Origin of the sequence: Leucobacter allii (assembly GCF_022919155.1) — a bacterium.
GTDB lineage: Bacteria > Actinomycetota > Actinomycetes > Actinomycetales > Microbacteriaceae > Leucobacter > Leucobacter allii.
Window position 1 is genome coordinate 2,945,513 of record NZ_CP095045.1, and the last position, 22,113, is coordinate 2,967,625.

Sequence of the window (22,113 nt, forward strand, 5' to 3'; positions counted from 1 at the left end):
GCTACGCTGGAGCCATGAACGAGACCGCGGACCGCACGAGGCGCGACGAGATCGAATGCTGGCTCACCGACATGGACGGCGTGCTGGTGCACGAGAACCAGGCGATCCCGGGCGCCGCCGAGCTGCTGCAGCACTGGCGCGAGACCGAGACGCCCTACCTCGTGCTCACGAACAACTCGATCTTCACGGCGCGGGATCTCAGCGCGCGCCTCGCCGCCTCCGGCATCGACGTGCCCGAGGACCGGATCTGGACGAGCGCACTCGCGACGGCCGCGTTCCTCGCCCAGCAGCAGCCCGGCGGCTCCGCCTTCGTGCTCGGCGAGGCCGGGATCCTCACCGCTCTGCACGACGCGGGCTACGTCATGACGGAGTCCGACCCCGACTTCGTGGTCGTCGGCGAGACCAGGCACTACTCCTTCGACGCGATCACGAAGGCCATCCGGCTCATCAACGCCGGCGCCCGCTTCATCTCGACGAACCCCGACGCCACCGGGCCGAGCACGGAGGGCCCGCTGCCGGCTACCGGGGCGATCAACGCCCTCATCACGAAGGCGACCGGCAAGGAGCCCTACATCGTGGGGAAGCCGAACCCGATGATGTTCCGCTCCGCGCTCAACAAGATCGGCGCGCACTCCCACAACACCGGCATGATCGGCGACCGCATGGACACCGACGTCGTCGCCGGGATGGAGGCGGGGCTCCACACGGTGCTCGTGATGACGGGCATCTCGGACCGCGCCGAGATCGAGCGCTTCCCCTTCCGCCCGGACGAGGTGCTCGGCTCGGTCGCGGAGCTCCTCGACGCGTAGCGGGGCGCCCGCCCCGGGCGCGGGCACGCACCCGCAGCCGCGCCCGCGCCTCGCTAGAGCCCGATGCGGCGGTAGCGCTCATGCCTGGCGACGCGGCGGCGCTCGGGATGCTGCATGCTGAGGGCCGCGAGCTCCTGCGCGACGGCGTCGCCGAGACGGACGCAGAATGCGACCGGCTCCTCGGCGGCGTCCGGGGATTCGGGGATCACGCGGTCGACGATGCCGTGCGCGAGCAGCTTCGCGGAGGCCACGCCCTGCTGCGCCGCGAGCGCCGGGGCGTGGCTCGTATCCCGGTGCACGATCGCCGAGGCCCCCTCCGGGGGCAGCGGCGAGAGCCAGCCGTGCTCCGCCGCGAGGGTGCGGTCGGCCGGGAGGATCGCGAGCGCACCGCCGCCCGTGCCCTCGCCGAGGATGACCGAGAGCGTGGCGCCCCGGTGCGTGGCGAGGTCCGCGAGGCAGTGCGCGATCTCCGAGGCGAGCCCGCCCTCCTCCGCGGTCTGCGAGAGCGCGGCGCCCGGGGTGTCGACGACGGTCACGAGCGGGAGCCGCAGCTCCTCGGCGAGATGCATGGCGCGCCGGGCGGCGCGCAGCGCGCCGGGCCCGAGGGGCGCGTGCGAGCGCTGGGTGCGCCGATCCTGCCCGACCACCACGCACGGCACGCCCCCGAAGCGGGCGAGGCAGAGCGCGAGACCGGGGTCGCGCTCCCCCTGACCGGTGCCGGAGAGCGGCACGACGTCGGTCGCGGCGTGCCTGAGCAGTTCGCGCAGCCCGGGCCTGCGGCGATCGCGGGTGCGCGTGATGGAGTCCCAGGCGTCGTCGGAGCCGGGCGCGTGCTCCGGCGCGGTGCCCGGCTCGTGGGCGCGCGCCATGAGCTCGGCCCGGGTGGGGGGTTCGAGGAGGCGGAGGACGCGCCGGATCATGTCGCGGAGCTCCTCCGGCGGCAGCACGCCGTCGATGATGCCGTGCCTCGCGAGGTTCTCGGCGGACTGCACGCCCGCGGGGAAGGGCTCGCCGTAGATCGCCTCGTAGACGCGAGGGCCGAGGAAGCCGACGAGCGCGCCGGGCTCGGCCACGGTGACCTGGCCGAGCGAGCCGAAGGAGGCGAGCGCCCCGCCCGTGGACGGGTGGCGGAGGTAGGTGAGGTAGGGCAGCCCCTCCGCCTGGTGCGCGGCGACGGCCGCGGCGATCTTCACCATCGCGACGAACGCGAGCGTGCCCTCCTGCATCCGCGTGCCCCCGGAGGAGACGGCGGCGAGCACGGGAAGCCGCTCGGCCGTCGCCCGTTCCACGGCCAGCACGAAGCGCTCGGCGGCGGCGGCGCCGATCGAGCCCGCGAGGAAGCGGAACTCGCAGGCGATGAGCACGACGCGGCGGCCGTCGACGAGCGCCTCGCCCGTCACGATCGACTCGTCCGTGCCGGCCTTCGCCTCGGCCGCGGCGAGCTCGGCGGTGTAGGCCTCGCCCAGCGCGGGCTCCCGGGGCGCCGCGTCCCAGGACAGGTAGCTGCCGGGGTCGGCGATGAGGCCGATGAGCTCGTGCGCCGTCAGGCGCTCCGGGCGCGCGGACGCCGCGGGATCCCGCCCCGTCACGCGCCGGCCGCCCCGTCGGCGGGCTCGGCGAGCCAGGCGCGGATCGCGTCGCCGTGCTCGTTCAGCACGGGGGGCGCCGCGTGCTCCGTGCGGGCCCGCTCCGTCTCCCCGGTTCCGTCGACGTCGAAGAAGCGGATCGCGGGTCCGGGCAGGCTGATGCTGCCGAGCGCCGTGTGCTCGACGTCGACGACGAGGCCCTGCGCGTGCACCTGGTCCCAGGCGTAGACCTCGGCGAGGTCGCGGACCTTGCCCGCGGGGATGCCCGCCTCGCGCAGCAGCTCGAGGAGCGGCTCGGCGTCGTGCGCCGCGAAGGCGGCCTCGACGAAGGCGATGGTCTCGGCGCGGCGCTCGACGCGCTCGGGGTTCGTGGCGAGCCCCGGCGTCTCGGGATCGAGCGCGAATGCCGCGCAGAAGGCCTGCCACAGGCGCTCGCTGCCGACGCTGATCTGCACCGCGCCGTCGCGGCAGCGGAAGAGCCCGTAGGGGGCGATCGAGGGGTGGTGGTTGCCCTGCGCCTCGGGCGTCTGCCCCGCGACGGTGGCGCGGGTGCCCTGGAAGGCGTGCACGCCGACGACCGAGGCGAGCAGCGAGGTGCGCACGACGCGGCCGCGGCCGGTCCGCTCCCGCTCGTGCAGCGCCGCGAGCACGCCGATGACGCCGTGCAGGCCGCCCAGCAGATCGGCGATCGGCGTGCCGACGCGCTGCGGATCGTCGGGCCCCGAGCCGGTGAGCGACATCAGCCCCGCCTCGCCCTGCACGATCTGGTCGTAGCCCGCGCGGCCGCCCTCCGGCCCGTCGTGGCCGAAGCCCGTGATGGAGACCTGGATCAGGCGGGGGTTGAGCTCGGCGAGCGCGCTCGTGCCGAAGCCGAGGCGATCCATCACCCCGGTGCGGAAGTTCTCGATGAGGATGTCGGCCCGCCCGAGCAGCTCCCGCAGCACGGTGCGCCCGTCCTCCGACTTCAGATCGAGCGCGATCGACTCCTTGTTCCGATTGCACGAGAGGAAGTACGTCGAGTACGCGGCCCCGTCGGCGCCGTCGACGAAGGGCGGGCCCCACGAACGGGTGTCGTCGCCGCTGCCCGGCGCCTCGACCTTGATCACGCGGGCACCCAGGTCTCCGAGCACCTGCCCGGCGTGCGGGCCCGCGAGGGCGCGGGAGAGGTCCACGACCAGGATTCCGTCGAGGGGAGCTGTTGCCATTGCCGTACCTCCGAGTGCTCTCGAGCGCGCTGCGCCCGGTCGGCGCATCCGCCGTTCCGCCTTCATTGTGTCCGCGTGGCGACGCCGTCACCAGCCGAGACGGCTCCGGACCATGCAGTCGTGCATGGATGGCTCCGGCGTCGTTCGCCCGGTATTTCTGAGATGCACTCGCCGATCATCTTCACCCTCCCCGAAGACGGGGGGCTATCATGCAGGTATGCATGAACGAGCGCGAGCCGCGGAGCTGTTCCCCGAACTCGGCTGGCTCGCCGCGCTCCTCGACGCGTCGAGCCTCACGGAAGCCGCGCGGCGCACGGGGACCAGCCAGTCCACCATGACGCGGGCCGTGCAGCGCTGGGGGCGGCGGCTGGACGCGCCGCTGATCCGCGCGCACGGCCGCGGCGCGGAGCTCACCGCCGAGGGCGAGATGCTCGCGATCACCGCGCGACGGGCGCTCGGCGACCTCGACGACGCGATCCGGCGCATCGCGGGCGAACCGGACGCGACCCTGCGGATCGGCTTCCTGCGGTCGCTCGGCCCCGCCGTCGTGGGCGAGCTGGTCTCCTCGTACCTGCAGGCGCACCCGGCGGCCCACGTGGTGCACCACGAGCTCTCCTCGGCGGGGGCGCTCGACGCCCTCGACCGCGGCGATGTCGACATCGTGCTCTCGGCGCCGCGCCCGCCGGATCGCTTCGCCTGGCGCCGCATGGGCAGGCAGCCGCTGGTGCTCATGGTGCCGCGCGGCCACCGCCTCGCCGGGCGCTCCGCCGCCTCCGTGGGCGACATCGCCGAGGAGCGGCTGCTCACCCTCGACCAGGGGTACCACACCAGGCGGATCGTCGACTCGCTGCTCGCCGCCGCGGGGGTCTCGCCCCACATCGGCATCGAGACCGACAGCGTGGAGACCGTCGCGAACTACGTCGCGGCCGGTCAGGGAGTCGCGATCCTGCCCGCCGACGCGGTCCACCGCCCGCGCGTGGCGACCCTGACCCTCACGGAGCCCGCGGCGCAGCGCGAGTTCGGGCTCGTCTGGCACGCCGATCGCCCGAGCCCGCGCGCGGAGGCGCTGCTCGCCCACGTCGAGCTGCTCGAGCGCCGGCACCCGGACTGGGCGAACATCGAGGTGTGAGCGGCCTCGCCCGGGGCGCCGCCGCGGCTCTGCGCACCGGGTGGCCGCGGCTCAGCGCACCGGGTCGCCGCGGCTCAGCGCACCGGCTCCGCCCGTGCCTCGCGGGGCGCCTCGGCGCGGCCCGCGCAGAGCCCCCGCCCCAGGCTGCGCCGCAGCGCCCCCGCGAGCTGCGCGGGATCGTCGCCGCGCCAGGCGACGTGCTGATCGGGGCGGACGAGCACGTAGTCGGCCTCCCAGAGCGCGCGGGCGCGGTCGCGGGCCGGGCCGTCCGGCAGCTCGAGCGTCTGCAGCGCCGTCGGCGGCACGGTCGCCCCGACGGCGGCATCCACCGCGGCGAGCACGGCGGCACCGGCACCGGCAGCATCGGCACCGGGAACCCTGTCGACGAGCGCGACGAGCGTGAACTCGGGGCCGAGCGCGTCGTAGACCGCGCGCCCGTCGTCGAGCCACAGGTGCGGCAGCAGATGCCCGGGTGCGGCCGTCGGGCGGTAGGTCACCGCGTCCGGCTCCGGCACGGGCCTGCCGTCGTCCGTGACGATCGGGCTGCCGGGGTAGGCGTAGCCGAGCACGAGCCCCTCGGCGAGGAACTCGGCCTCCTTCACGGCGAGCCGCTCGTGCGCCGCGGCCCGGGCCCGCTCCCCGGCCGCGCCGTCCGCGTCGAGCGCCGGGTCGACGAAGGTGTAGGCGAGGTGGCGCGTGTTGTGGGCCGCGACGTCGATCATGCGCCGCGCGGCGGGCCGGCGTTCGGCCTCGTAGGAATCGAGCAGCGCCGCGTCCGCCGAGCCGCCGAGCACGGCCGCGATCTTCCACGACAGATTCAGGGCGTCGAGCACGCAGGTGTTGAAGCCGTGTCCCCCGAAGGGCGGGTTCAGGTGCGCCGCGTCGCCCACGAGGAACACCCGGCCGCCGCCGTAGGAATCCGCGAGCAGCATGCGCGCGGTCCACGGATCGGTGCCGAGCACCTCGACGTCGAGGTCGTCGCCAACGCCGGCGAGCCGGCGCACGAGCCCCTCGGGATCCGTGCACTCCTCGGGGTCGACGCCCTGCGCGATGACCCACCAGAGGCCGTCGAGATCGAGCTGGCCGATCATGCCGGAGACCTCCCCGACCACCCAGTACTGCACGGCCGTGTCGACGCTCACCCGTTCGGCGAGCGCCCGGGATCGGAAGACGACGTTGAAGTTGGGGCGCGGGGCCGAGGTGCCGGCGAGCCGGATGCCGAGGGAGCGGCGCACCGCCGAGCTCCCGCCATCGGCGCCGACGACGTACTCGGCGCGCACGACGGCCTCGGGCGCCGCCCCGGCGTCCTCGGTGCCCCCGTCACCCTCGGCGCTCTCGGCGCCCTCGGCGCTCTCGGCGCCCTCGGCCGTGACCGTGACGAGCACGTCCTCCGCACGCGCCTCGGTGCCGGTGACGCGGAGCCCGAGCGCGAGGTCGATGAGCGGATGCTCGGCAGCGGCGGCGCGCAGCACGCGTTCGACGGTGGGCTGCGGCACCTGCTGACCGGCCTCCGGCGCGTGGGGGAAGCCTGCGCGGTAGAGCTGGAAGGCGTGGCGGAAGCGTCGCAGCTCGTGGCCGCCGAGGCCCGTGCAGAAGACGACGTCCTCCGAGTAGTCGGCGTCCAGCGGCGCCGCGGCGCGCAGCCGGTCGGCGAGCCCGAGGCGGCGCAGCAGCGTCATCGTGCGCGCGTTCGTGGTCTTCGCCCGCGGCCGGTACGGGTCGACGGCGACGCGCGGCTCGATCACGAGCGTCGGGATGCCGCGCTCGGCGAGATCCAGCGCGAGCATGAGGCCCGAGGGCCCCGCGCCGGCGACGAGGACGCGCGCTCGGTCGGGCAGCGTCGAGAGGGCCCGGCGCGCGGTCTGGGGGTGGGTGGACGGGGTCATGCGGGGAGCGCCGCCTTTCGTCGTGCGGGGAGGGCGATGGCGAGCACCGCGCCGAGCGCGGCCGGGATGCCGAAGGCGAGCGCGGCTCCCGTGATCGAACCGCCGGAGCCGATGAGCAGCGCGCCGTACGTCGGGCCGGCGATGGCGCCGATGCGGCCGACGGCCAGCGCCCAGCCGAGGCCGGTGGCGCGCACCTCTCCCGGGTAGAACTGCGCGATGTGGTCGTTGAGCATGTTCTGGGTGCCGAGTCCGCCGAAGCCGGCGACGACGACCGCGGCGACGAGCGCCGCGCCCGACAGTCCGAGCGCCACCGCGCCGAGCGCGAGCGCCGCCGCGACGAAGCCGACGACGACGACGAGCTTCGGCGAGGTGGACTGGCCGACGAAGGAGGCCACGACCGTGCCGACGATGGCGCCGAGCGAGTACCAGAGGAGGAAGGCGATCGAGGCCTCGGTGCCGTAGCCGCTGTCGCGCATCACCTGCGGGAGCCAGGTCGTGAGGCCGAAGATGGTGAGCAGGCTGATGAGGCAGAGGGCCCACATGCCGACGGTCGGGAGGGCGTAGCCGCGCGCGAAGAGCGCCGCGACGCGGCGGCGCGAGGAGGACGCGGTATCGGCGACGGAGATCGCACGGGTCGTCGCGGAGGTCTCGGGCAGGCCGTAGCGCGCCGCGAGCTCGGCGGCCTCCGCGTCCCGGCCGTGCGCGCGGAGGAACGTCGGCGACTCGGGCAGGGCCTTGAGGAGGAAGGGGATGAGGAGGAGCGAGACGCCGCCGATCGCGTAGACCGGGCGCACCCCGGCACTCGGCAGCAGGGTGAGCGAGGCGAAGGAGGCGATCACCGTGCCGACGGCGGGGCCGGTGAGCACGGCGCCGACGACGATCGACTTCCTCGCCGGCGAGGCGAACTCGTTCGCCATGGAGACGGCGACGGGGAGGAGCCCGCCGATGCCGAGGCAGGCCAGGAAGCGGAAGACGGCGAACCAGGCGAAGTCCGGGGCGAGGGCGCAGGCGAGCATGAACACCGCGAAGCACGCGACGGAGGCCGCGAGCATGCGCCGTCGGCCGATGCGGTCGGAGAGCATGCCGGCGACGAGCGAGCCGATCAGCATGCCGACGAGGGCGAAGGAGCCGACGAGTCCGGCCTGCGGCGGCGTGACGCCCCAGTTCTCGGGCCCGAGGAAGCCCGGCAGGGTCGCGCCGTAGACGTAGAGGTCGAAGCCGTCGCTCACGAGGGCGAGCCAGCAGAGGAGGAAGATCGGGAAGGTGGAACGGGGCCGCGTCCGCGGCGGGGCGAGGGTGCTCATCATCGAGCCTTTCTGTGTGGGATGCGCCGATCAGCGCGGCGCGCGGGCCTGGCGCACGAGCGCGTGGCCGTAGTCGTTGCCGTTGGGCGTGCGCATCACGGTGTGGATGTGGAAGGGCTGAGGGGTGTCGTTCGTGAGGAACACGCCGCAGTGGTGGTCGATCTCCACGATGACGACGGGGCTCTGGACGCGGCAGTAGTAGGGGTCGTCCGGGCCGCTCCCGCCGATCCAGGAGAACCAGGTGTCGGCGAGCTGCGCGCGGATCTCGCGCATGCGGAGCCGTGCGGGGCCGTCCGGCAGGATGGAGACGAAGTCCGCGACTAGTTCCCAGACGCGCTCCTGGGCGCTCGGATCGAGCTCTGCGACGCACACCCCCTCGTAGGGGATGACGCGGTTGTCCTGGAAGGCCCCCGCGAGGTGGCGCTCGTCGCCCGGGTGGATGCGCCCGGGCGGGAGGTCCGTGAGGCTCGGGGCCGTGATGGCGACGGCGCGCTGCGCGTCGCTCAGCGCGTCGAGGACCCGGCGGCCGAGCGCGATGCGCTCCACGAACGCGACGGTGCCCGCGTGGGGGCCCGCGTCGATCTCGTTGGGCTCGGCGCCGAGGAACACCGGGGAGACCACCAGCTGGCCGCCGACCACGAGGCAGTTCACGGCGCAGTGATGGCCGAAGAGCTGCCAGCCCCACGGCTCCGTGAGGCTCGGCGTGCCGAAGATCGATGCGTTGTAGGAGAACTCGTTCATGATGCCGGGAAGGCCGACGACCTCGCCGAGGAAGCCGTTGATGCGCATCATGGTGCGCACGTCGGCGGCGCCGCGGGGGCTGAGGCTCGCCTCGACGAGCGCGAGGAATCGCTCGCGCACGGCCGCCGGCTGGAACTCCAGCCGGAGCCCCGTGTCGAACTGCAGGAACTCGGGATTGGCCCAGTGCCGCCACTCGATCGAGTCGACGGGGTAGACGATGCGCGCGCGCTGCGCGTCGTCGAGCCCGTCGAGCAGTCGCTCGGCGGCCGCGACCATCGCCGCGACGGGCGCGGCGTCGGCGTCCTCCGGCTCCTGCAGCGGGAAGAGTCCGGGGATCAGCCGGCCGTCCGAGGTGGTCCCGACGTACGGGTCCGCGGAGAGGAGCTTCCACCCCTCGATGAGGGTCCCCGTGAACGCGTCGTGGCGCGCATGGGGGACGTACGCATAGGCGTCGAGCCCGCGGAGCTCGGCGATCCTCGGATGCTCGGGCGGGTAGAGGTGCTCCCGGAAGCTCATCGCGCCCCCGTCGCGTCGGCCTCGCCGGCGGTGCCGTGGTTGTGGGCGGCGACGGCGGCGGCGATGCGCGCCGCGTCGCGCGAGCCGATCGCCTCGACCAGTTCGAGGTGCGCCGCCGCGCGATCGGCGATGTAGTCGCTGACCGCGTCGTCGTCGCCGTAGCTCGGGGCGCTGCGGCCGAGGTAGCCGAGGCAGCTCGTGTACACCGCGCTCATCATGGCGTTGGGGCTGAGCCCGGCGATGAGCTCGTGCAGGTGCCAGTTGAGGCGGATGAACTCCTCGAAGTCGGCCCCCGTGCGGGCCATCGCCTCGGCGGCGTCGCGCAGCACCTCGATGTCGGTGTCGCTGCACACGGCCGCGACGCTCAGCGCGATGGGCGCCTCGAGCGCCTCCCGGAGCTCGATGGCGTCGCGCACGGAGACGACGGAGCCCTGCGCCGTGAGCAGCGTGTGCCGCATGCGCACGACGGGCGTCTCGGCGGCGATGAAGAGGCCCCCGCCGCGGCCGGGACGGATCTCGAGCGCGCCGCGCTCGCGCAGCAGTCGGACGGCCTCGCTCACGGTCGTGCGCGCGAAGCCCACCTCGGCGCGGATCTCGTCAAGGGTGCCCAGCCGGTCGCCCGGGCCGAGGCCGCGCGCGCGGATGTGGTCCAGGAGCGTGTCGGCGAGCTGCTCGGCGCGCGAGCGGGGCGGGGTCACGGAGAGCTGATCGAGGCTCGACATCGAGGTCATGCCAGCTACTATAGACGCATAAGGTATGTATGTTAAATATCTTTCCCATCGATCGTCGCCGATTCCCATCCGGAGCGGGGCGCCGATCCCGAACGAGACAGGATGCGCGCATGCGATTGATCGGAGTCGTCCTCCCCCCGGCGGCCGGAGGCGGAGCGGAGCCCGAGACCTGGGTCGCGAGCACCGAACAGCTCGACACCCCCACCCGCGGTGCGGCGACGCTCGTGGCCCCGCTGCGGCGGTTCTGGAGCGATCCGCGGGCGGCGATGGCCGCGCCCGACGGGCGCGGGATCGAGGTCGGCGGAGACCTCGGCGCCGAGGTCGTGCCCCCCGTGCTGCCCGAGGCCCGGGTGCTCTGCATCGGGCTCAACTACCGCGATCACATCGCCGAGGGGTCCTTCGCCGACGTCGAGCATCCCCCCTACCCCACCCTCTTCGCGCGCTGGACGCCGTCGCTCGTGGCCGGCGGCGTGAGCGCGCCGACGAACGCGAACGAGCGCGGCCTCGACTGGGAGGGGGAGATCGCGGCGTGGGTCGGCGCGGAGCTGCGCGACGCGGGCACGGAGGAGGCGCGCGCGGCGATCCTCGGCTACTCGACCTTCAACGACCTGACCTCGCGCATCGCGCAGAAGCTCACCTCGCAGTGGATCCTCGGCAAGAACGGGGACCGCTCGGGCCCGATCGGGCCGCTCGTCACCGCCGACGAGGCCGGCGATCTGCGCGACGGCCTGCACCTGGAGACCCGGGTGAACGGCGAGGTGGTGCAGCAGTCGACCTCCGATCTGCAGATCTACGAGGCCGCGGAGACGCTGGCCCACATCTCGCGGACCCTCACCCTGCGCGCCGGGGACATCCTCTGCACGGGCACGCCCTCGGGCGTCGGGTACGCGCGCGACCCCGAGTGGCTGCTCCGCGACGGCGACGTCGTCGAGGTCGAGGTCGAGCGCCTCGGCACGCTGCGCACCCCGATCACGGGGCCGGGGACGCGCTGAACCGCGCGGCCGGCGGGGCCCAGCCCGTCGGCCGCGCTACCGCTTCGGGCGCAGGGTCTTCCAGACCATCTGGCCGAGCACGAAGGCGAGCAGCAGCGAGAAGGCGACGTTCGACCAGAACGGCGGGATGTGCGTCGCGATCACGGACCCGAGGGGCGACAGGATGCTCGCGGCGATGCCGAGCACGAGCGCCGAGCGCAGATCGACGTTGCGCCGCCTGGTGTTGCCGATCGTGCCCGAGATGGAGCCGGGGATGAGCATGATGAGCGAGGTGCCCTTCGCGACGAGATCGCTCGCTCCGAAGAAGAACATGAGCACGGGCACGACGATCACGCCGCCGCCCACGCCGAGCAGCCCGGAGAGCACGCCCGTCACGAGGCCCGTCACGACGAGGAGCGCACCCGAGAGGACCGTGATCTCGATGGCGGCGTCGCGCTGCGGCACCACGAACCAGAGGCTGATGACGATCCCGAGCAGGAACGCCATGAACATCCACCGGAGGAACCCGGTGGGCACCCGCGAGAGCAGGTAGCTGCCGATCTGGGCGCCGACCACGATGCCGACCGCGAGCAGCACGGCCGCGAGCCAGTCGACGTTGCCCTGCACGGCGTAGCCGATGCCGCCGACCACGGCGGCCGGCAGGATCGCCGCGACCGAGGTGCCCGCGGCGAGCCGCTGCTGGAAGCCGAGGATCATGACGAGCATGGGGACGAGGATCACCCCGCCGCCGATGCCGAAGAGGCCGGAGAGCAGGCCGGTGGCCGCGCCGAGCAGCGCGAGGATGATCAGGGAGGGGCGGGCGGTCTGGTTCATGGGCGTCGTCTCGGTGTCTCTGCGCGGGGCCGTGGCGCTGCGCGGGCGGCGGTCGGGGTCGGGATCGGGATCGGCGGTGAGCGCCGATCCCGACCGTTCAGCCCGTCCCCACCACGATCGCCGAGCCGTCCGATCTCGGATCGCTCGCCGCCGCGTAGCCGTCGTCGTCGACGCGGATGAGGTTCGCGTGGCCGAGGTCCTCGGTGCGCGGCGGGACGACCGAGACGGCGAAGCCCGCGGCCGCGATCGCGTCGCGGACGGCCTCGGGCACGTCGGCCTCCGCCGTGACGGTCGCACGGCCCCCGGGTGATGCCCCGGGCAGTTCGTCCACCATCCAGCGCGGGGCGTGCGTCGCCTCGTGCGGGTCGGCTCCGGCGAGCGAGCGCAGCAGGAGCTGGGCGTGCACCTGCGGCTGCGCCGCGCCGCCCATGGTGGCCGGCACCCAGGCGAGCTCCTCGCCTCGGAGCACGAGCACGGGCATGAGCGTGTGGCGGGGTCGCTTGCCCGGCGCGAACGCGTTCGGGGACGCGGGGTCGAGCGAGAACGAGGTGCCGCGGTTCTGGAAGACGATGCCGGTGGCCGGTTCGAGGATGTGCGCGCCGAAGCCCCAGTAGACGGAATTGATGAGGGAGACCGCCCAGCCGTCCGCGCTCACGGCGCTCAGGCCGACGGTGTCGCCGCTCGCCTTCGCGTCCCCGGCGATCGGGCGGTCGGGCGCGGCCATCGCGACGAGCTCCGCGCCCGTGGCGCCGCCCGCGGCCGGGTCGGCGAGCGCGGCGGCCCGTACCAGGTTGCTCGCGAAGAAGGCGCGGGCGAGCGCGCCGGCTCCGGCGCCGAGCGGGTCCTCGATACCGGGCCCGCCGTCGGCGCCGGAGACCGCGTCGAGCGCGCGCAGCAGCATGAAGCCCGAGGTGTTGGGCGGCCCAGTGAGCACGCGGACCCCGCCGAACTCGCCCTCGAGCGCCTCGCCCCAGCTCGCCGAGTAGTCGAGCGCGTCCTGCCGGGTGATCTTCGAGCCGAGGGCCTGCAGTCCCGCGATCCAGCGCTCGGCCGTCTCGCCCTCGTAGAACTCGGCCGAGCCGCCCGCGGCGAGCCGCCGCAGCGTGCGCGCGAGCGCCGGCTGCACGAGCCGCGCCCCCTCCGCGAGCGGGGCCCCGTCGGGGTAGAAGACCTCCCGGGCTCCCGGGTCCCGGGAGAGCGAGTCCCGATCCTCCACGAGCGCGGCGGCGACCGAGCGCGAGTTCGGGAAGCCCGCCTCGGCGTGGCGGATCGCATCGTCGAAGTGCGCGGCCCAGGGCCGGGTGGCCCCGTACCCGTGGAGCGAGTTCCAGCCGCAGACGCCGCCCGGAACGGTCACCGTGTCGATGCCGCGCAGCGGCAGGGCGTCCCCGTGCTTCGTGCGCAGCGCCGCCAGGCTCTGCCCCGCGGGCGCCGGCCCGGTCGCGTTGAGGAAGCGGATCTCGCCGCGCGGATTGCGCACGATCGCCACCAGATCGCCGCCGAGGGCGACGTTGTTCGGGTAGACGACGCAGAGCGTCGCGGCGGCCGCGAGCGCGGCGTCGACGGCGTTGCCGCCCGCGCGGAGCGCCGCGGCGCCCGCCTCGGTCGCGAGGTGGTGCGAGGTCGAGATCGCGCCGCGGGGGCGTGCTGCAGGGCTCATCGGGTTCCGCTCCCCTTCGTCTGCGCCGGGGTCCTCCGGGACGCCGCGGCCTGGATCTGCTGGCTGATGTCGAGCACGTGCTCGCGGGCCGCCCGTTCCGCCGCGTCCCCGTCGCCCGAGGCGATCGCCTCGTAGATGCGGCGATGGGCGACGCTCGAGGCCTGCCTGCGGGCCCGCGTCTGGTAGCGGTTGGCCCGGCTCGGCTCGATCTGCTGGGCGATCTGCTCGTTGATGAGCTCCAGCAGCGGGTTGTGCGCGTACTGGGCGATGGTCTGGTGGAAGGCGCGGTCGAGCTCGGCGTACCGCTCCTTGGTGACGTCGACCTCCATCGCCTCCACGAGCTCCCGCAGCTGGGCGAGGTCGCGCGCCGTCGCCCGGGCCGCGGTGATGCGCGCGATCGGCGGCTCGACGATGGCGCGCAGCTCCATGATGTCGCGCAGCTCCGGCTTGAGCCCTGCCACGATCCCGAGCTCCCCGAGCGCGGTGCTCGCCCGCTCCCCCGGGCGGAGCACGATCGTGCCGCGTCCCGGCTTGCGGTCGATGAGCCCGCGGTTCTCGAGCTCGCGCAGCGCCTCGCGGATCGAGACCCGGGAGACGCCGAGGTAGCTCGCCAGCTCGCGCTCGGGCGGCAGCCGGTCCCCGGCGCCCAGCTCCCCCTCGAGGATCAGGCGCTCGAGATCGACCGACAGCCGATCGGGCACGGAGAGGATCTCTCCCTTGCTCACAGAATCCCAGTCCATGACGACCTACTCACTCACCATCCGCATCAGATCGGGCGTCCGCCTCGCCGACGCGCCTCACGGCGTTCCATCCGGCTCGGAGGCCTTGCCGAAATAGGCCTCGTGCAGACGCTCGTCTTCAAGCATGGCACGGGCGTCGCCGCCGCCCGACAGCGCCCCGGTCTCCATGAGGTAGCCGCGGTGCGCGATCGAGAGCGCCATCCGCGCGTTCTGCTCGATGAGGAGCACGCTCGTCCCCGCGGCGTTGATCTCCTCGATGATCTCGAACATCTGCGCCACGATCTTCGGCGCCAGGCCCATCGACGGCTCGTCGAGCATGAGCAGCTTCGGGTGCCGGATCAGCGCACGGGAGAGCGCCAGCATCTGCTGCTCGCCGCCCGAGAGGGTCGCCGCGACCTGGTGCTTGCGCTCCTCGAGCCTCGGGAAGCGGGCGAACACCCCCGCGATCTCCGCGGAGAGATCCACCCTGGCCCCCCAGGCGGCGACCTGGAGGTTCTCCAGCACGGTCATCCGCCCGAAGATGTGCCGCCCCTCGGGGACGAGGGACAGGCCGCGCTTCACGCGCTGCTCGGCGCGACGGGCGGAGATGTCGGCGCCGGCGAAGCCGATCCTGCCGCGGTGCTTGTTCAGTCCGGCCACGGCGCGCAGCAGGCTGCTCTTCCCCGCGCCGTTCGCGCCGACCACGACGACGAGTTCGCCGTCGTCGACCTCGAGGTCCGCATCGAGGACGGCCTTGACCGCCCCGTAGCGGACGTTGAGCCCCTGCACTTCGAGCATCTTCATCGTGCGTCACTCCCCAGGTAGGCCTCGAGCACCGCGGGATCCGTGCGGATCTCCGCCGGCGTCCCGTCGGCGATGATCACGCCGTGGTCGAGCACGATGATCCGATCCGACACCCCCATGAGCAGGTCCATGTCGTGCTCGATGAGGATCACGTCGATCCCGTGCTCGCGGATCCGCGAGATGAGCCGTGCGAGATCTCGCGTCTCGCTCTCGTTCAGCCCCGCCGCCGGCTCATCGAGCAGCAGCACCCTGGGCCGGGTCATCAGCGCCCGCGCGATCTCCACCTTCCGCTGCTGGTAGGCGTCGAGCGAGGAGGCGCGGCGATCGCGGCAGTCCCACGCGTCCACGAAGGCGAGCGCCGCCTCGGCCTCCTCGACCGTCCGCCGCTCGTTCCTCCGCACGAAGGGGACGGGCGACAGGAAGCGCGGCAGGAACCCCGCGAGCCTCGCGTGCCCGCCGACGAGGAGGTTCTCGAGCACGGTCATGTCCCAGAACAGCCGCACCGTCTGGAAGGTGCGGGCGATCCCGCGCACCGACACGGCGTTCGACTCGAGGCGCTCCGTGCGCTCCCCCTCGAGCTCGATCGTGCCCGAGGTGGCGCGCGTCACGCCCGAGATGGCGTTGAGCAGGGTCGACTTGCCCGCGCCGTTGGGGCCCATGAGCCCGAGCACCTCGCCGTGCCGCAGCTCGAAGCTCACCGATTCGAGAGCCGTGAGACCGCCGAACACCTGCTTTACCTCGGCGACCCGCAGCACGGGCGCCCCCGCGGCGGGCAGCGCGCGGTCGGCAGGCGTCTCGAGCGCGCCGTCGGGCTCGGCGGTCCCGCCGCGGGCGCGGGTGAGCTCGAGCCGCTTCGACACCAGGCCGCCGGGGCGCAGGATCATGAGCACCACGACGATGAGGGCCAGCAGGCCGGTGCGGAACTCGGGATGCGCCGCGATGACCGGGATGTCCTTGGCGACCGCCTGGAAGAAGATCCACAGGACCGCTCCGGTGATCGGCCCCCAGAGCGTGCCCGCTCCGCCGAGGATCACGAGGCTCAGCACGATGAAGTTGTCCTCGAGCGTGAAGCTGTCGGGGTTGACGAACTGGTTCATGTGGGCGAAGAAGACGCCGATCACGCCGGCCGTCGAGGCGCCGACGACGTAGGCGAGCAGCTTGTAGCGCCGGGTCCGGATGCCCATGGAGGAGGCCACGAGCTCGTCCTCGCGGATGGCCACCCATGCGCGGCCGACGGGCGAGGCGATGAGGGAGGCGAGCGCCACGACGAGGATCACGACGACGACGAGGATGATGTAGTAGGTGGTCGTGGGCGGCACGACCCCCTCGCCGGAGAAGCTGAGCGGCGGGATGTTGCGGATGCCCACGGCGCCCCCGGTGAACTCCGTCCAGTTGATCGAGACGATGCGGACGATCTCGCCGAAGGCCAGCGTCATGATCGCGAGGTAGTCGCCGCGCGCCCGGAGGGTCGGGTACCCGATGATGGAGCCCGCGACCCCGGCGAAGAGGATCGCGGCGACGATGCTGATCGGCAGCACCCAGGCGAGCGCCGCGGGGTGCTCCGCGAGCAGCGGGCCGAAGGTGCTGACCGTGAATATCGCTGCCGTGTAGGCCCCGACGATGAAGAAGGCGATGAATCCGAGGTCGAGCAGCCCCGTGAGCCCCACGAGGATGTTGAGCCCGGACGCGAGGGCGACGTAGACGAGCGCGAGGGCCGCGACCCTCACCCACTTGTCGCCCGGCAGCACGAAGGGGGCGATGAGGCCCAGCACCAGGAAGACCCCTGGCCAGATCCAGCGCGTGAGCCCGAGCGCGGGCCGGCTCACGATGATCGGTGTGGTGTGCGTGTTCGACATGGCTAGACCTTCTGCACCTCTCGTCGGCCGAGCAGGCCCTGCGGCCGCAGCCACAGGATGATCACGAGGATCCCGAACGCGATGACGTCGCGGTACGCGGATCCCTGGGGGACGTAGGCGGCGGCGAGCTCCTCGCTGACGCCCAGGACGAGCCCCCCGACGAAGGCGCCGGGGATGCTGCCGATGCCGCCGAGGACGGCCGCCACCAGCGCCTTCAGCCCGGGGATGAAGCCCATGGTCGCCGCGGCGAAGCCGTAGCGCTGCGAGTAGAGCAGACCGGCCACCGCGGCCATCGCGGAGCCGAGGACGAAGGTGGTCGAGATCACCCGGTCGACGCCGATGCCCATGAGGCGCGCCGCGTCCTTGTCCTCGGCCGTGGCGCGGATGGCGCGGCCGATCGGGGTGAAGCGGATCACCGCCCAGAAGGCCAGGGTCACCAGCACGGCGACGGCGAGCACGACGAGATCGATCCGCTGCACGCGGGCGCCGAGGAACTCCACCGGCGCGCCGAGCTCGGCCCGCGGCACCGGCACCTGCGCGGCGCCGAAGAGGAAGGTGGCGATCGCCCGGAGCAGCATCGAGACCGCGATCGCGGTGATGAGCATCGAGAGTATGGGGGCGGTTCTCAGCGGCCGATAGGCGATGCGCTCGATGAGCCAGCCGATGATCGATCCGAGCAGCAGGCCGATGAGGATGGCGAGCCAGCTGGGAAGAGCGGCGCCGTCGACGCTGTTCCCCGCGATGACGCTGTTCGTCTGCCCGGCGACGAGCGCCCCGAAGGCGCCGAACATGAAGATCTCGCCGAACGCGAAGTTGACCATGCCGAGGACGCCGTAGACGACGCTGAACGCCACCGCGAGGAGGCCGTAGATGCCGCCCACCGCGAGTCCGTTGATGATTTCCTGCATCACTTGTCTCCGTAGCGGGTGTGGAGGGTGTGTGGATCGGCCCGGCGGGCGCCCGCGGGGGCGCCCGCCGGAGCGATCACTCGGTGATCACGACGAACTTGCCGTCTTCGACGCGCTGGAAGGTGAGCTCGCCCACCCGATTGCCGTCGTCGTCGAAGGCGATGGTGCCCGTGGCGCCGGCGAAGCCGTCGGTTCCCCGGATCGCCTCGGCGACGGCGGCGCGATCCGTGCTGCCGGCGGACTCGATGGCGTCCGCGACCACGTGGGTCGCGTCGTACGCGAGGGCCGCCCAGTTGCTCGGCTCCTTGTCGTACTTCGCCGTGAAGGCGTCGACGAAGGCCTTCGCCTCGGGGCGGGTGTCGCTCGCGGAGAACGCCGCGTAGAGCTCGACGCCCTCGGCATCGCCGCCCGCGAGCTCGGTGAACAGCGGGCTGTTCGCGCCGTCGGAGACGAAGATCGGGACCTCGGATCCGGATGCTCGCACCTGGGTGACGATCTTGCTCGCCTCCGTGTAGAAGCCCGCGATGAACACGGCCTCCGCGCCGCTCTGCAGCGCCGACTCGACGGTGCTGCCGAAGTTCACCGTGCCGAGCTGGTAGGCCTGCGAACTGGTGACCTCTCCGCCGGCCTCCGTGAACGCCTCGGAGAACGCGTCGGCGACGCCCTTGCCGTAGTCGTCCTGCTGGTAGAGCACGGCGATCTTCGAGACGTCCCGGTGCTCGGAGAAGAACTTCGCCGCCTCCGCGCCCTGGTAGGCGTCCGTGAAGACCGTGCGGAAGAAGATCTCGCTCGCACCGCTGAGCTCGGGCGAGGTCACCGCCGACGCGACGATCGGCAGCCCGCACTGCGTGTAGATCGGGAGCCCGGACAGGGCGACGCTAGAGAAGCTGAACCCGAGCACCGCAGGGATCTCCGCGTTGTCGCACAGCTCCTGGGCGACGACCGGCCCGTTGGCGGGCTTGCCCTCGTCGTCGATGCTCTCGATGGTGAGCTCGCGATCGAGCACCCCGCCGTCGGCGTTGATCTCCTCGATCGCGAGGTCGATCCCCTCGCGCATCTCGAGGCCGTAGCTCGCGAAGTCGCCGGAGAGCGTCGCCGTGTAGCCGAGCGGGATCGACCCCGCCCCGCCGTCGCCCTCGCCGCCGCTCGACGAGCACGCGCTGAGGGCGAGGAGGGCCGAGCCCGACACGATCGCCAGGGCCGCGAGGCCGCTGCTTCTCTTCATCATCACTCCTGAGGGTCGGCGGTCAGTCGACCGTCTCGATGGTCATCCAGTTCTCGAAGCAGTGGTTCGCCGCGAGGGAGGTCACGCCGATCGTCGCGCGGCCGCCGAGGCCGGCCTCCTCGCCGAAGACGTCGCGGAACAGGTCCGTCGCCCCGCAGGAGACGAGGTTGACGTCGACGAAGTCGGGGGCCGCGACCACGAAGTTCAGCGAGTTGACGAGGCACTTCACGCGATCCAGCGAGCCGAGCGCGAGCCGCATCGTGCCGAGGCAGTTGAGCGCCGTGCGCCGCGCCGCCTCGTAGCCCTGCTCGACCGTGACCTCGGCGCCGAGGCGGCCGGGGTGGATCGGCTGACCGTTCTTGCCGAGCTCGTCCTCGACGTGGCCGGACAGGAAGAGCAGGTTCCCCGTCTTGTGGAACGCCTTCATCGTGCCGTAGTACGTGCCGTGGTAGCCGCCGCTCGTGTAATCGGGGATGTCGAGACCGAGTTCGGCAACGCGCGCTTCAAAAGATACAGACACCGTGGTTCTCCATTCACTTCTCTACGTTGAGTCATGTCGTCGGGCTATTGGTCTGACCAAATGACCGACTAACGATGAGACTACATGCGCGACGACGGGAGGGGAAGGGCGTGCGCGAGATTTTTCGCGAACGTCACGAGAATGCAACATCCGCCGCGCTGCCGGGCAGGGCGGACGGCCCGGGGCGCGCGGGCCTGGGCGCGGGCAGCGGGCGGGCCGGCGGCGAACGGCGGGGGACGAACAGCGGAGGACGAACGGCGGGCGACTCGGTGTGCCCGCGACATGCGGCGGAAGGGGGCCGACGGGAGACGGCGAGCGGCTTGGCGGGCGACTCGGGGCCCACGGCAGGCGGCCGCGGCATTCGGGCACGGGAAGCTCGGCGCGTGTCAGATCGGGACGCGAAGCCGACTGCACTCGGGGTCGTCGGGCCGATCGGGGCGCCCGAGGACCGTGCGATCAAGCGCATTGGCGATCAAGCGCACTGGCGATCGGCCCACAGGTCGATCAGGGCACGGGGCGATCAGCGCACGTGGCGCCGCGGGAAACCAGCGACGCCGCCCACGCCCCTTCCCCACCCCGGGGGCGCGGGGCGGCAACGCTCGAACGCGTCGAGCAACCGTTCTCAGGAGCGCCCCCGTGATTCGGACGTCAGTACTTGCGACTCAGCGCGCCCGCAAGTCGCAACGACTGACGCGCGAAGAAAGTCGGGAGCGGGGTCGGGGGCATCCCGCGGGTCGAGAGCGGGGGCGGGATCGGGGCGGGGCGGGGCGGGGCGGCCCGCAGGGGCCTACTGGGGGTCGAGGCCCAGGTCGTCGAGGCCGATGGCGTAGCGGTACTCGTAGCCGGCGGCCTCGATGCGCTCCTTGGCCGGGGCCCGGCGATCCACCACGACGGCGACGCCGGCGACGATGGCGCCCACCTTCTCGAGCGCCTCGATGGCCTTGAGCGGCGAGCCGCCCGTCGTCGACGTGTCCTCGACCACGATCACGCGCTTGCCCTCGAGATCGGGACCCTCGACCTGGCGGCCGCGCCCGTGGTCCTTCGGCTCCTTGCGCACGACGAAGGAATCGTAGACGCGGCCGCGCGCGACGCCCTGGTGCATGATCGCGGAGGCGATCGGGTCGGCGCCCATCGTGAGGCCGCCGACCGCGACCACGCCGTCGACGTCCTCGATGAGGTCGAGCATGACCTGGCCGATGAGCGGCGCGGCGCGATGGTCGAGGGAGAGCTTGCGCAGATCGATGTAGTACGTCGCCTTCTTGCCGCTCGTGAGGGTGAAGTCGCCGTGGAAGACGGCCTCGCTCGTGATGAGGTCGATGAGCTGTTCGCGCGCAGTGGTCATGGGAACGATGCTACCCGGCCGAGGGGAGGGCCGGCGCGTGCGTCGCGAGCAGTTCGGCGTAGCTCTCGCGGCGGACGACGAGCCGCGCCTCGCCATCCCGGACGAAGACGATGGCCGGCTTGAGCGCGCCGTTGTAGTTGTTCGAGAGCGTATAGGCGTAGGCGCCCGTCGCGGCGAGCGCGACGACGTCGTCGACGCGCGCGGCCGGCATCGGCGCACCGTCGATGAAGCGGTCGCCGGACTCGCACTGGCGCCCCACGAGCTGCACGGACTCCGTCCACGGCTCGTCGATCCGGTTCGCGAGAAGCGCCTCGTAGCGCTGATCGGTGAGGGCGATGTCGAGGTTGTCGGCGAGCCCCCCGTCGACCGCGACGAACACGTCGCCCGTGCGCTTCACGCTGACGACCCGGTAGAGGGTGACTCCCGCGCGGGCGACGATCGAGCGGCCCGGCTCGATGAGGAGCTTCGCGTCGGCCGGCAGGTGCTCGCGCGCGGCCGCGACGATGGCGTCGAGGTACTCCTCGACGCTCGGCGGTCGCTCCTCGTAGGTGTAGCGGACGCCGAGCCCGCCGCCGACGTCGTACCCGGCGAACTCGCCGACGGACGAGATGTTCGCCACCGCCTCGGCGAACTGCCGCGTGTTCAGGATCTGCGATCCGATGTGCAGGTGCACGCCTGCGAACTCCATGAGGGGGTGGGCGCGCATCCGCGCGATGGCGCGCTCGGCCTGGTCGAGCGGCAGACCGAACTTGGACCGACGGCCTCCGGTCGCCTGCGACGCGTGCGTCTCGGCCTCGACGCCGGGGATGACGCGCAGCAGCAGCGACTGGGGGCGCTCGAGGAGGCGCTCGAGCCGGTCGAGCTCATCCTCGTTGTCGACGATGATCGCGCCGACCCCCGCGTCGAGCGCCATCCGCAGCTCGGCGTCGGTCTTCGCGTTGCCGTGCACGTGCACCCGCGTCGGGTCCACTCCCGCGGCGAGCGCGAGCTGGAGCTCCCCGCCGCCCGCGACGTCGATGGAGAGCCCCTCCTCGTGCGCCGCGCGGTACATGGCCACCGCGGGGAAGGACTTCGAGGCGAACAGCACCTCCGAGCGCGGCCACCGCGCGCGGAGCCCGTCGACGAAACGGCGGATCTGCCTGCGCAGGCCGTCCTCGTCGACGACGTGGAGCGGCGTGCCGAAGCGCTCCGCGAGCTCGGTCACCCCGACGCCGCCGATCGCGAGCTCCCCGCTCCCGTCGCCGAGCTCGATGCGCCCGGCCTCCTCGGGCAGGATCCCCCAGAGCTCCGCGATCCGCGTCCCCGCGACGTCCGGCTGGTGCTTCCCGTGCTGCATGCGCACTCCCTTCAGATTCCCCACACCGCCA

19 protein-coding genes are annotated in these 22,113 nt (G+C 72.9%); 3 read left to right on the forward strand and 16 right to left on the reverse strand.

Annotated elements, in window-relative coordinates; genetic code table 11:
- Positions 1 to 14 precede the first annotated feature (14 nt).
- Positions 15 to 809 carry an HAD-IIA family hydrolase gene (locus MUN78_RS13645; protein ID WP_244727122.1) on the forward strand — a complete coding sequence of 265 codons (795 nt, stop codon included), beginning with the start codon at positions 15 to 17 and terminating at the stop codon, positions 807 to 809.
- Positions 810 to 862: 53 nt separating this feature from the next.
- Here the strand turns inward: MUN78_RS13645 and MUN78_RS13650 are convergent, their stop codons facing one another.
- Positions 863 to 2,398 (reverse strand): acetyl-CoA carboxylase carboxyltransferase subunit alpha/beta, encoded by a 1,536-nt coding sequence (locus MUN78_RS13650; protein WP_244727124.1) that lies wholly within the window; start codon positions 2,396 to 2,398, stop codon positions 863 to 865.
- On the reverse strand, positions 2,395 to 3,600 hold the full coding sequence (locus MUN78_RS13655) for a CaiB/BaiF CoA transferase family protein (RefSeq protein ID WP_244727126.1): 1,206 nt from the start codon (positions 3,598 to 3,600) through the stop codon (positions 2,395 to 2,397). Before MUN78_RS13655 ends, MUN78_RS13650 begins: the two co-directional genes overlap by 4 nt.
- A 217-nt stretch (positions 3,601 to 3,817) precedes the next feature.
- Between MUN78_RS13655 and MUN78_RS13660 the strand changes: the two genes are divergently transcribed.
- The gene (locus tag MUN78_RS13660; protein ID WP_244727127.1) at positions 3,818 to 4,729 is read left to right on the forward strand and encodes a LysR family transcriptional regulator; all 912 of its coding nucleotides are present in this window, start codon (positions 3,818 to 3,820) and stop codon (positions 4,727 to 4,729) included.
- 74 nt (positions 4,730 to 4,803) lie between these two features.
- On the opposite strand, the gene MUN78_RS13665 is transcribed toward MUN78_RS13660, so the two are convergent.
- From MUN78_RS13665 to MUN78_RS13680, 4 genes are read right to left on the reverse strand one after another with little or no spacing between them, the layout of a single operon-like run.
- Entirely contained in the window at positions 4,804 to 6,615 is a 1,812-nt protein-coding gene (locus MUN78_RS13665; protein WP_244727129.1) for an FAD-dependent monooxygenase, read from the reverse strand.
- On the reverse strand, positions 6,612 to 7,919 hold the full coding sequence (locus tag MUN78_RS13670) for an MFS transporter (RefSeq protein ID WP_244727131.1): 1,308 nt from the start codon (positions 7,917 to 7,919) through the stop codon (positions 6,612 to 6,614). Before MUN78_RS13670 ends, MUN78_RS13665 begins: the two co-directional genes overlap by 4 nt.
- 30 nt (positions 7,920 to 7,949) lie before the next feature.
- The gene (locus MUN78_RS13675) at positions 7,950 to 9,176 is read right to left on the reverse strand and encodes a DUF3500 domain-containing protein (protein WP_244727133.1); all 1,227 of its coding nucleotides are present in this window, start codon (positions 9,174 to 9,176) and stop codon (positions 7,950 to 7,952) included.
- Positions 9,173 to 9,907, reverse strand: a complete 735-nt coding sequence (locus tag MUN78_RS13680) for a FadR/GntR family transcriptional regulator (protein WP_244690732.1) — start codon at positions 9,905 to 9,907, stop codon at positions 9,173 to 9,175. The genes MUN78_RS13675 and MUN78_RS13680 overlap by 4 nt, the downstream gene beginning before the upstream one ends.
- A gap of 110 nt (positions 9,908 to 10,017) precedes the next feature.
- Between MUN78_RS13680 and MUN78_RS13685 the strand changes: the two genes are divergently transcribed.
- Positions 10,018 to 10,899: a fumarylacetoacetate hydrolase family protein gene (locus MUN78_RS13685; protein WP_244690734.1), complete on the forward strand. Its 882-nt coding sequence runs from the start codon at positions 10,018 to 10,020 to the stop codon at positions 10,897 to 10,899.
- 36 nt (positions 10,900 to 10,935) lie between these two features.
- On the opposite strand, the gene MUN78_RS13690 is transcribed toward MUN78_RS13685, so the two are convergent.
- From MUN78_RS13690 to lysA, 10 genes are all read right to left on the reverse strand, one after another.
- On the reverse strand, positions 10,936 to 11,712 hold the full coding sequence (locus MUN78_RS13690; protein ID WP_244727134.1) for a sulfite exporter TauE/SafE family protein: 777 nt from the start codon (positions 11,710 to 11,712) through the stop codon (positions 10,936 to 10,938).
- Positions 11,713 to 11,809: 97 nt separating this feature from the next.
- Positions 11,810 to 13,372 (reverse strand): gamma-glutamyltransferase family protein, encoded by a 1,563-nt coding sequence (locus tag MUN78_RS13695; RefSeq protein WP_244727136.1) that lies wholly within the window; start codon positions 13,370 to 13,372, stop codon positions 11,810 to 11,812.
- On the reverse strand, positions 13,369 to 14,112 hold the full coding sequence (locus tag MUN78_RS13700; RefSeq protein ID WP_244727138.1) for a FadR/GntR family transcriptional regulator: 744 nt from the start codon (positions 14,110 to 14,112) through the stop codon (positions 13,369 to 13,371). Before MUN78_RS13700 ends, MUN78_RS13695 begins: the two co-directional genes overlap by 4 nt.
- A 57-nt stretch (positions 14,113 to 14,169) precedes the next feature.
- Positions 14,170 to 14,895 carry an ABC transporter ATP-binding protein gene (locus MUN78_RS13705; protein ID WP_244690742.1) on the reverse strand — a complete coding sequence of 242 codons (726 nt, stop codon included), beginning with the start codon at positions 14,893 to 14,895 and terminating at the stop codon, positions 14,170 to 14,172.
- A complete protein-coding gene (locus MUN78_RS13710) occupies positions 14,892 to 16,751 on the reverse strand; it encodes a branched-chain amino acid ABC transporter ATP-binding protein/permease (RefSeq protein WP_244727139.1) in 1,860 nt (619 codons plus the stop codon). Before MUN78_RS13710 ends, MUN78_RS13705 begins: the two co-directional genes overlap by 4 nt.
- Positions 16,752 to 16,753: 2 nt before the next feature.
- Positions 16,754 to 17,659 (reverse strand): branched-chain amino acid ABC transporter permease, encoded by a 906-nt coding sequence (locus MUN78_RS13715; protein WP_244727141.1) that lies wholly within the window; start codon positions 17,657 to 17,659, stop codon positions 16,754 to 16,756.
- A gap of 76 nt (positions 17,660 to 17,735) precedes the next feature.
- Positions 17,736 to 18,884, reverse strand: coding sequence for a branched-chain amino acid ABC transporter substrate-binding protein (locus MUN78_RS13720; protein WP_244727143.1), 1,149 nt, complete (start codon positions 18,882 to 18,884; stop codon positions 17,736 to 17,738).
- 22 nt (positions 18,885 to 18,906) lie between these two features.
- Positions 18,907 to 19,404 carry a RidA family protein gene (locus MUN78_RS13725; RefSeq protein ID WP_244690750.1) on the reverse strand — a complete coding sequence of 166 codons (498 nt, stop codon included), beginning with the start codon at positions 19,402 to 19,404 and terminating at the stop codon, positions 18,907 to 18,909.
- Positions 19,405 to 20,191: 787 nt separating this feature from the next.
- Positions 20,192 to 20,746 (reverse strand): orotate phosphoribosyltransferase, encoded by a 555-nt coding sequence (gene pyrE, locus MUN78_RS13730; protein ID WP_244727145.1) that lies wholly within the window; start codon positions 20,744 to 20,746, stop codon positions 20,192 to 20,194.
- Between the two features lie 10 nt (positions 20,747 to 20,756).
- Entirely contained in the window at positions 20,757 to 22,082 is a 1,326-nt protein-coding gene (lysA, locus tag MUN78_RS13735; protein ID WP_244730101.1) for a diaminopimelate decarboxylase, read from the reverse strand.
- Between the last annotated feature and the right edge of the window lie 31 nt (positions 22,083 to 22,113).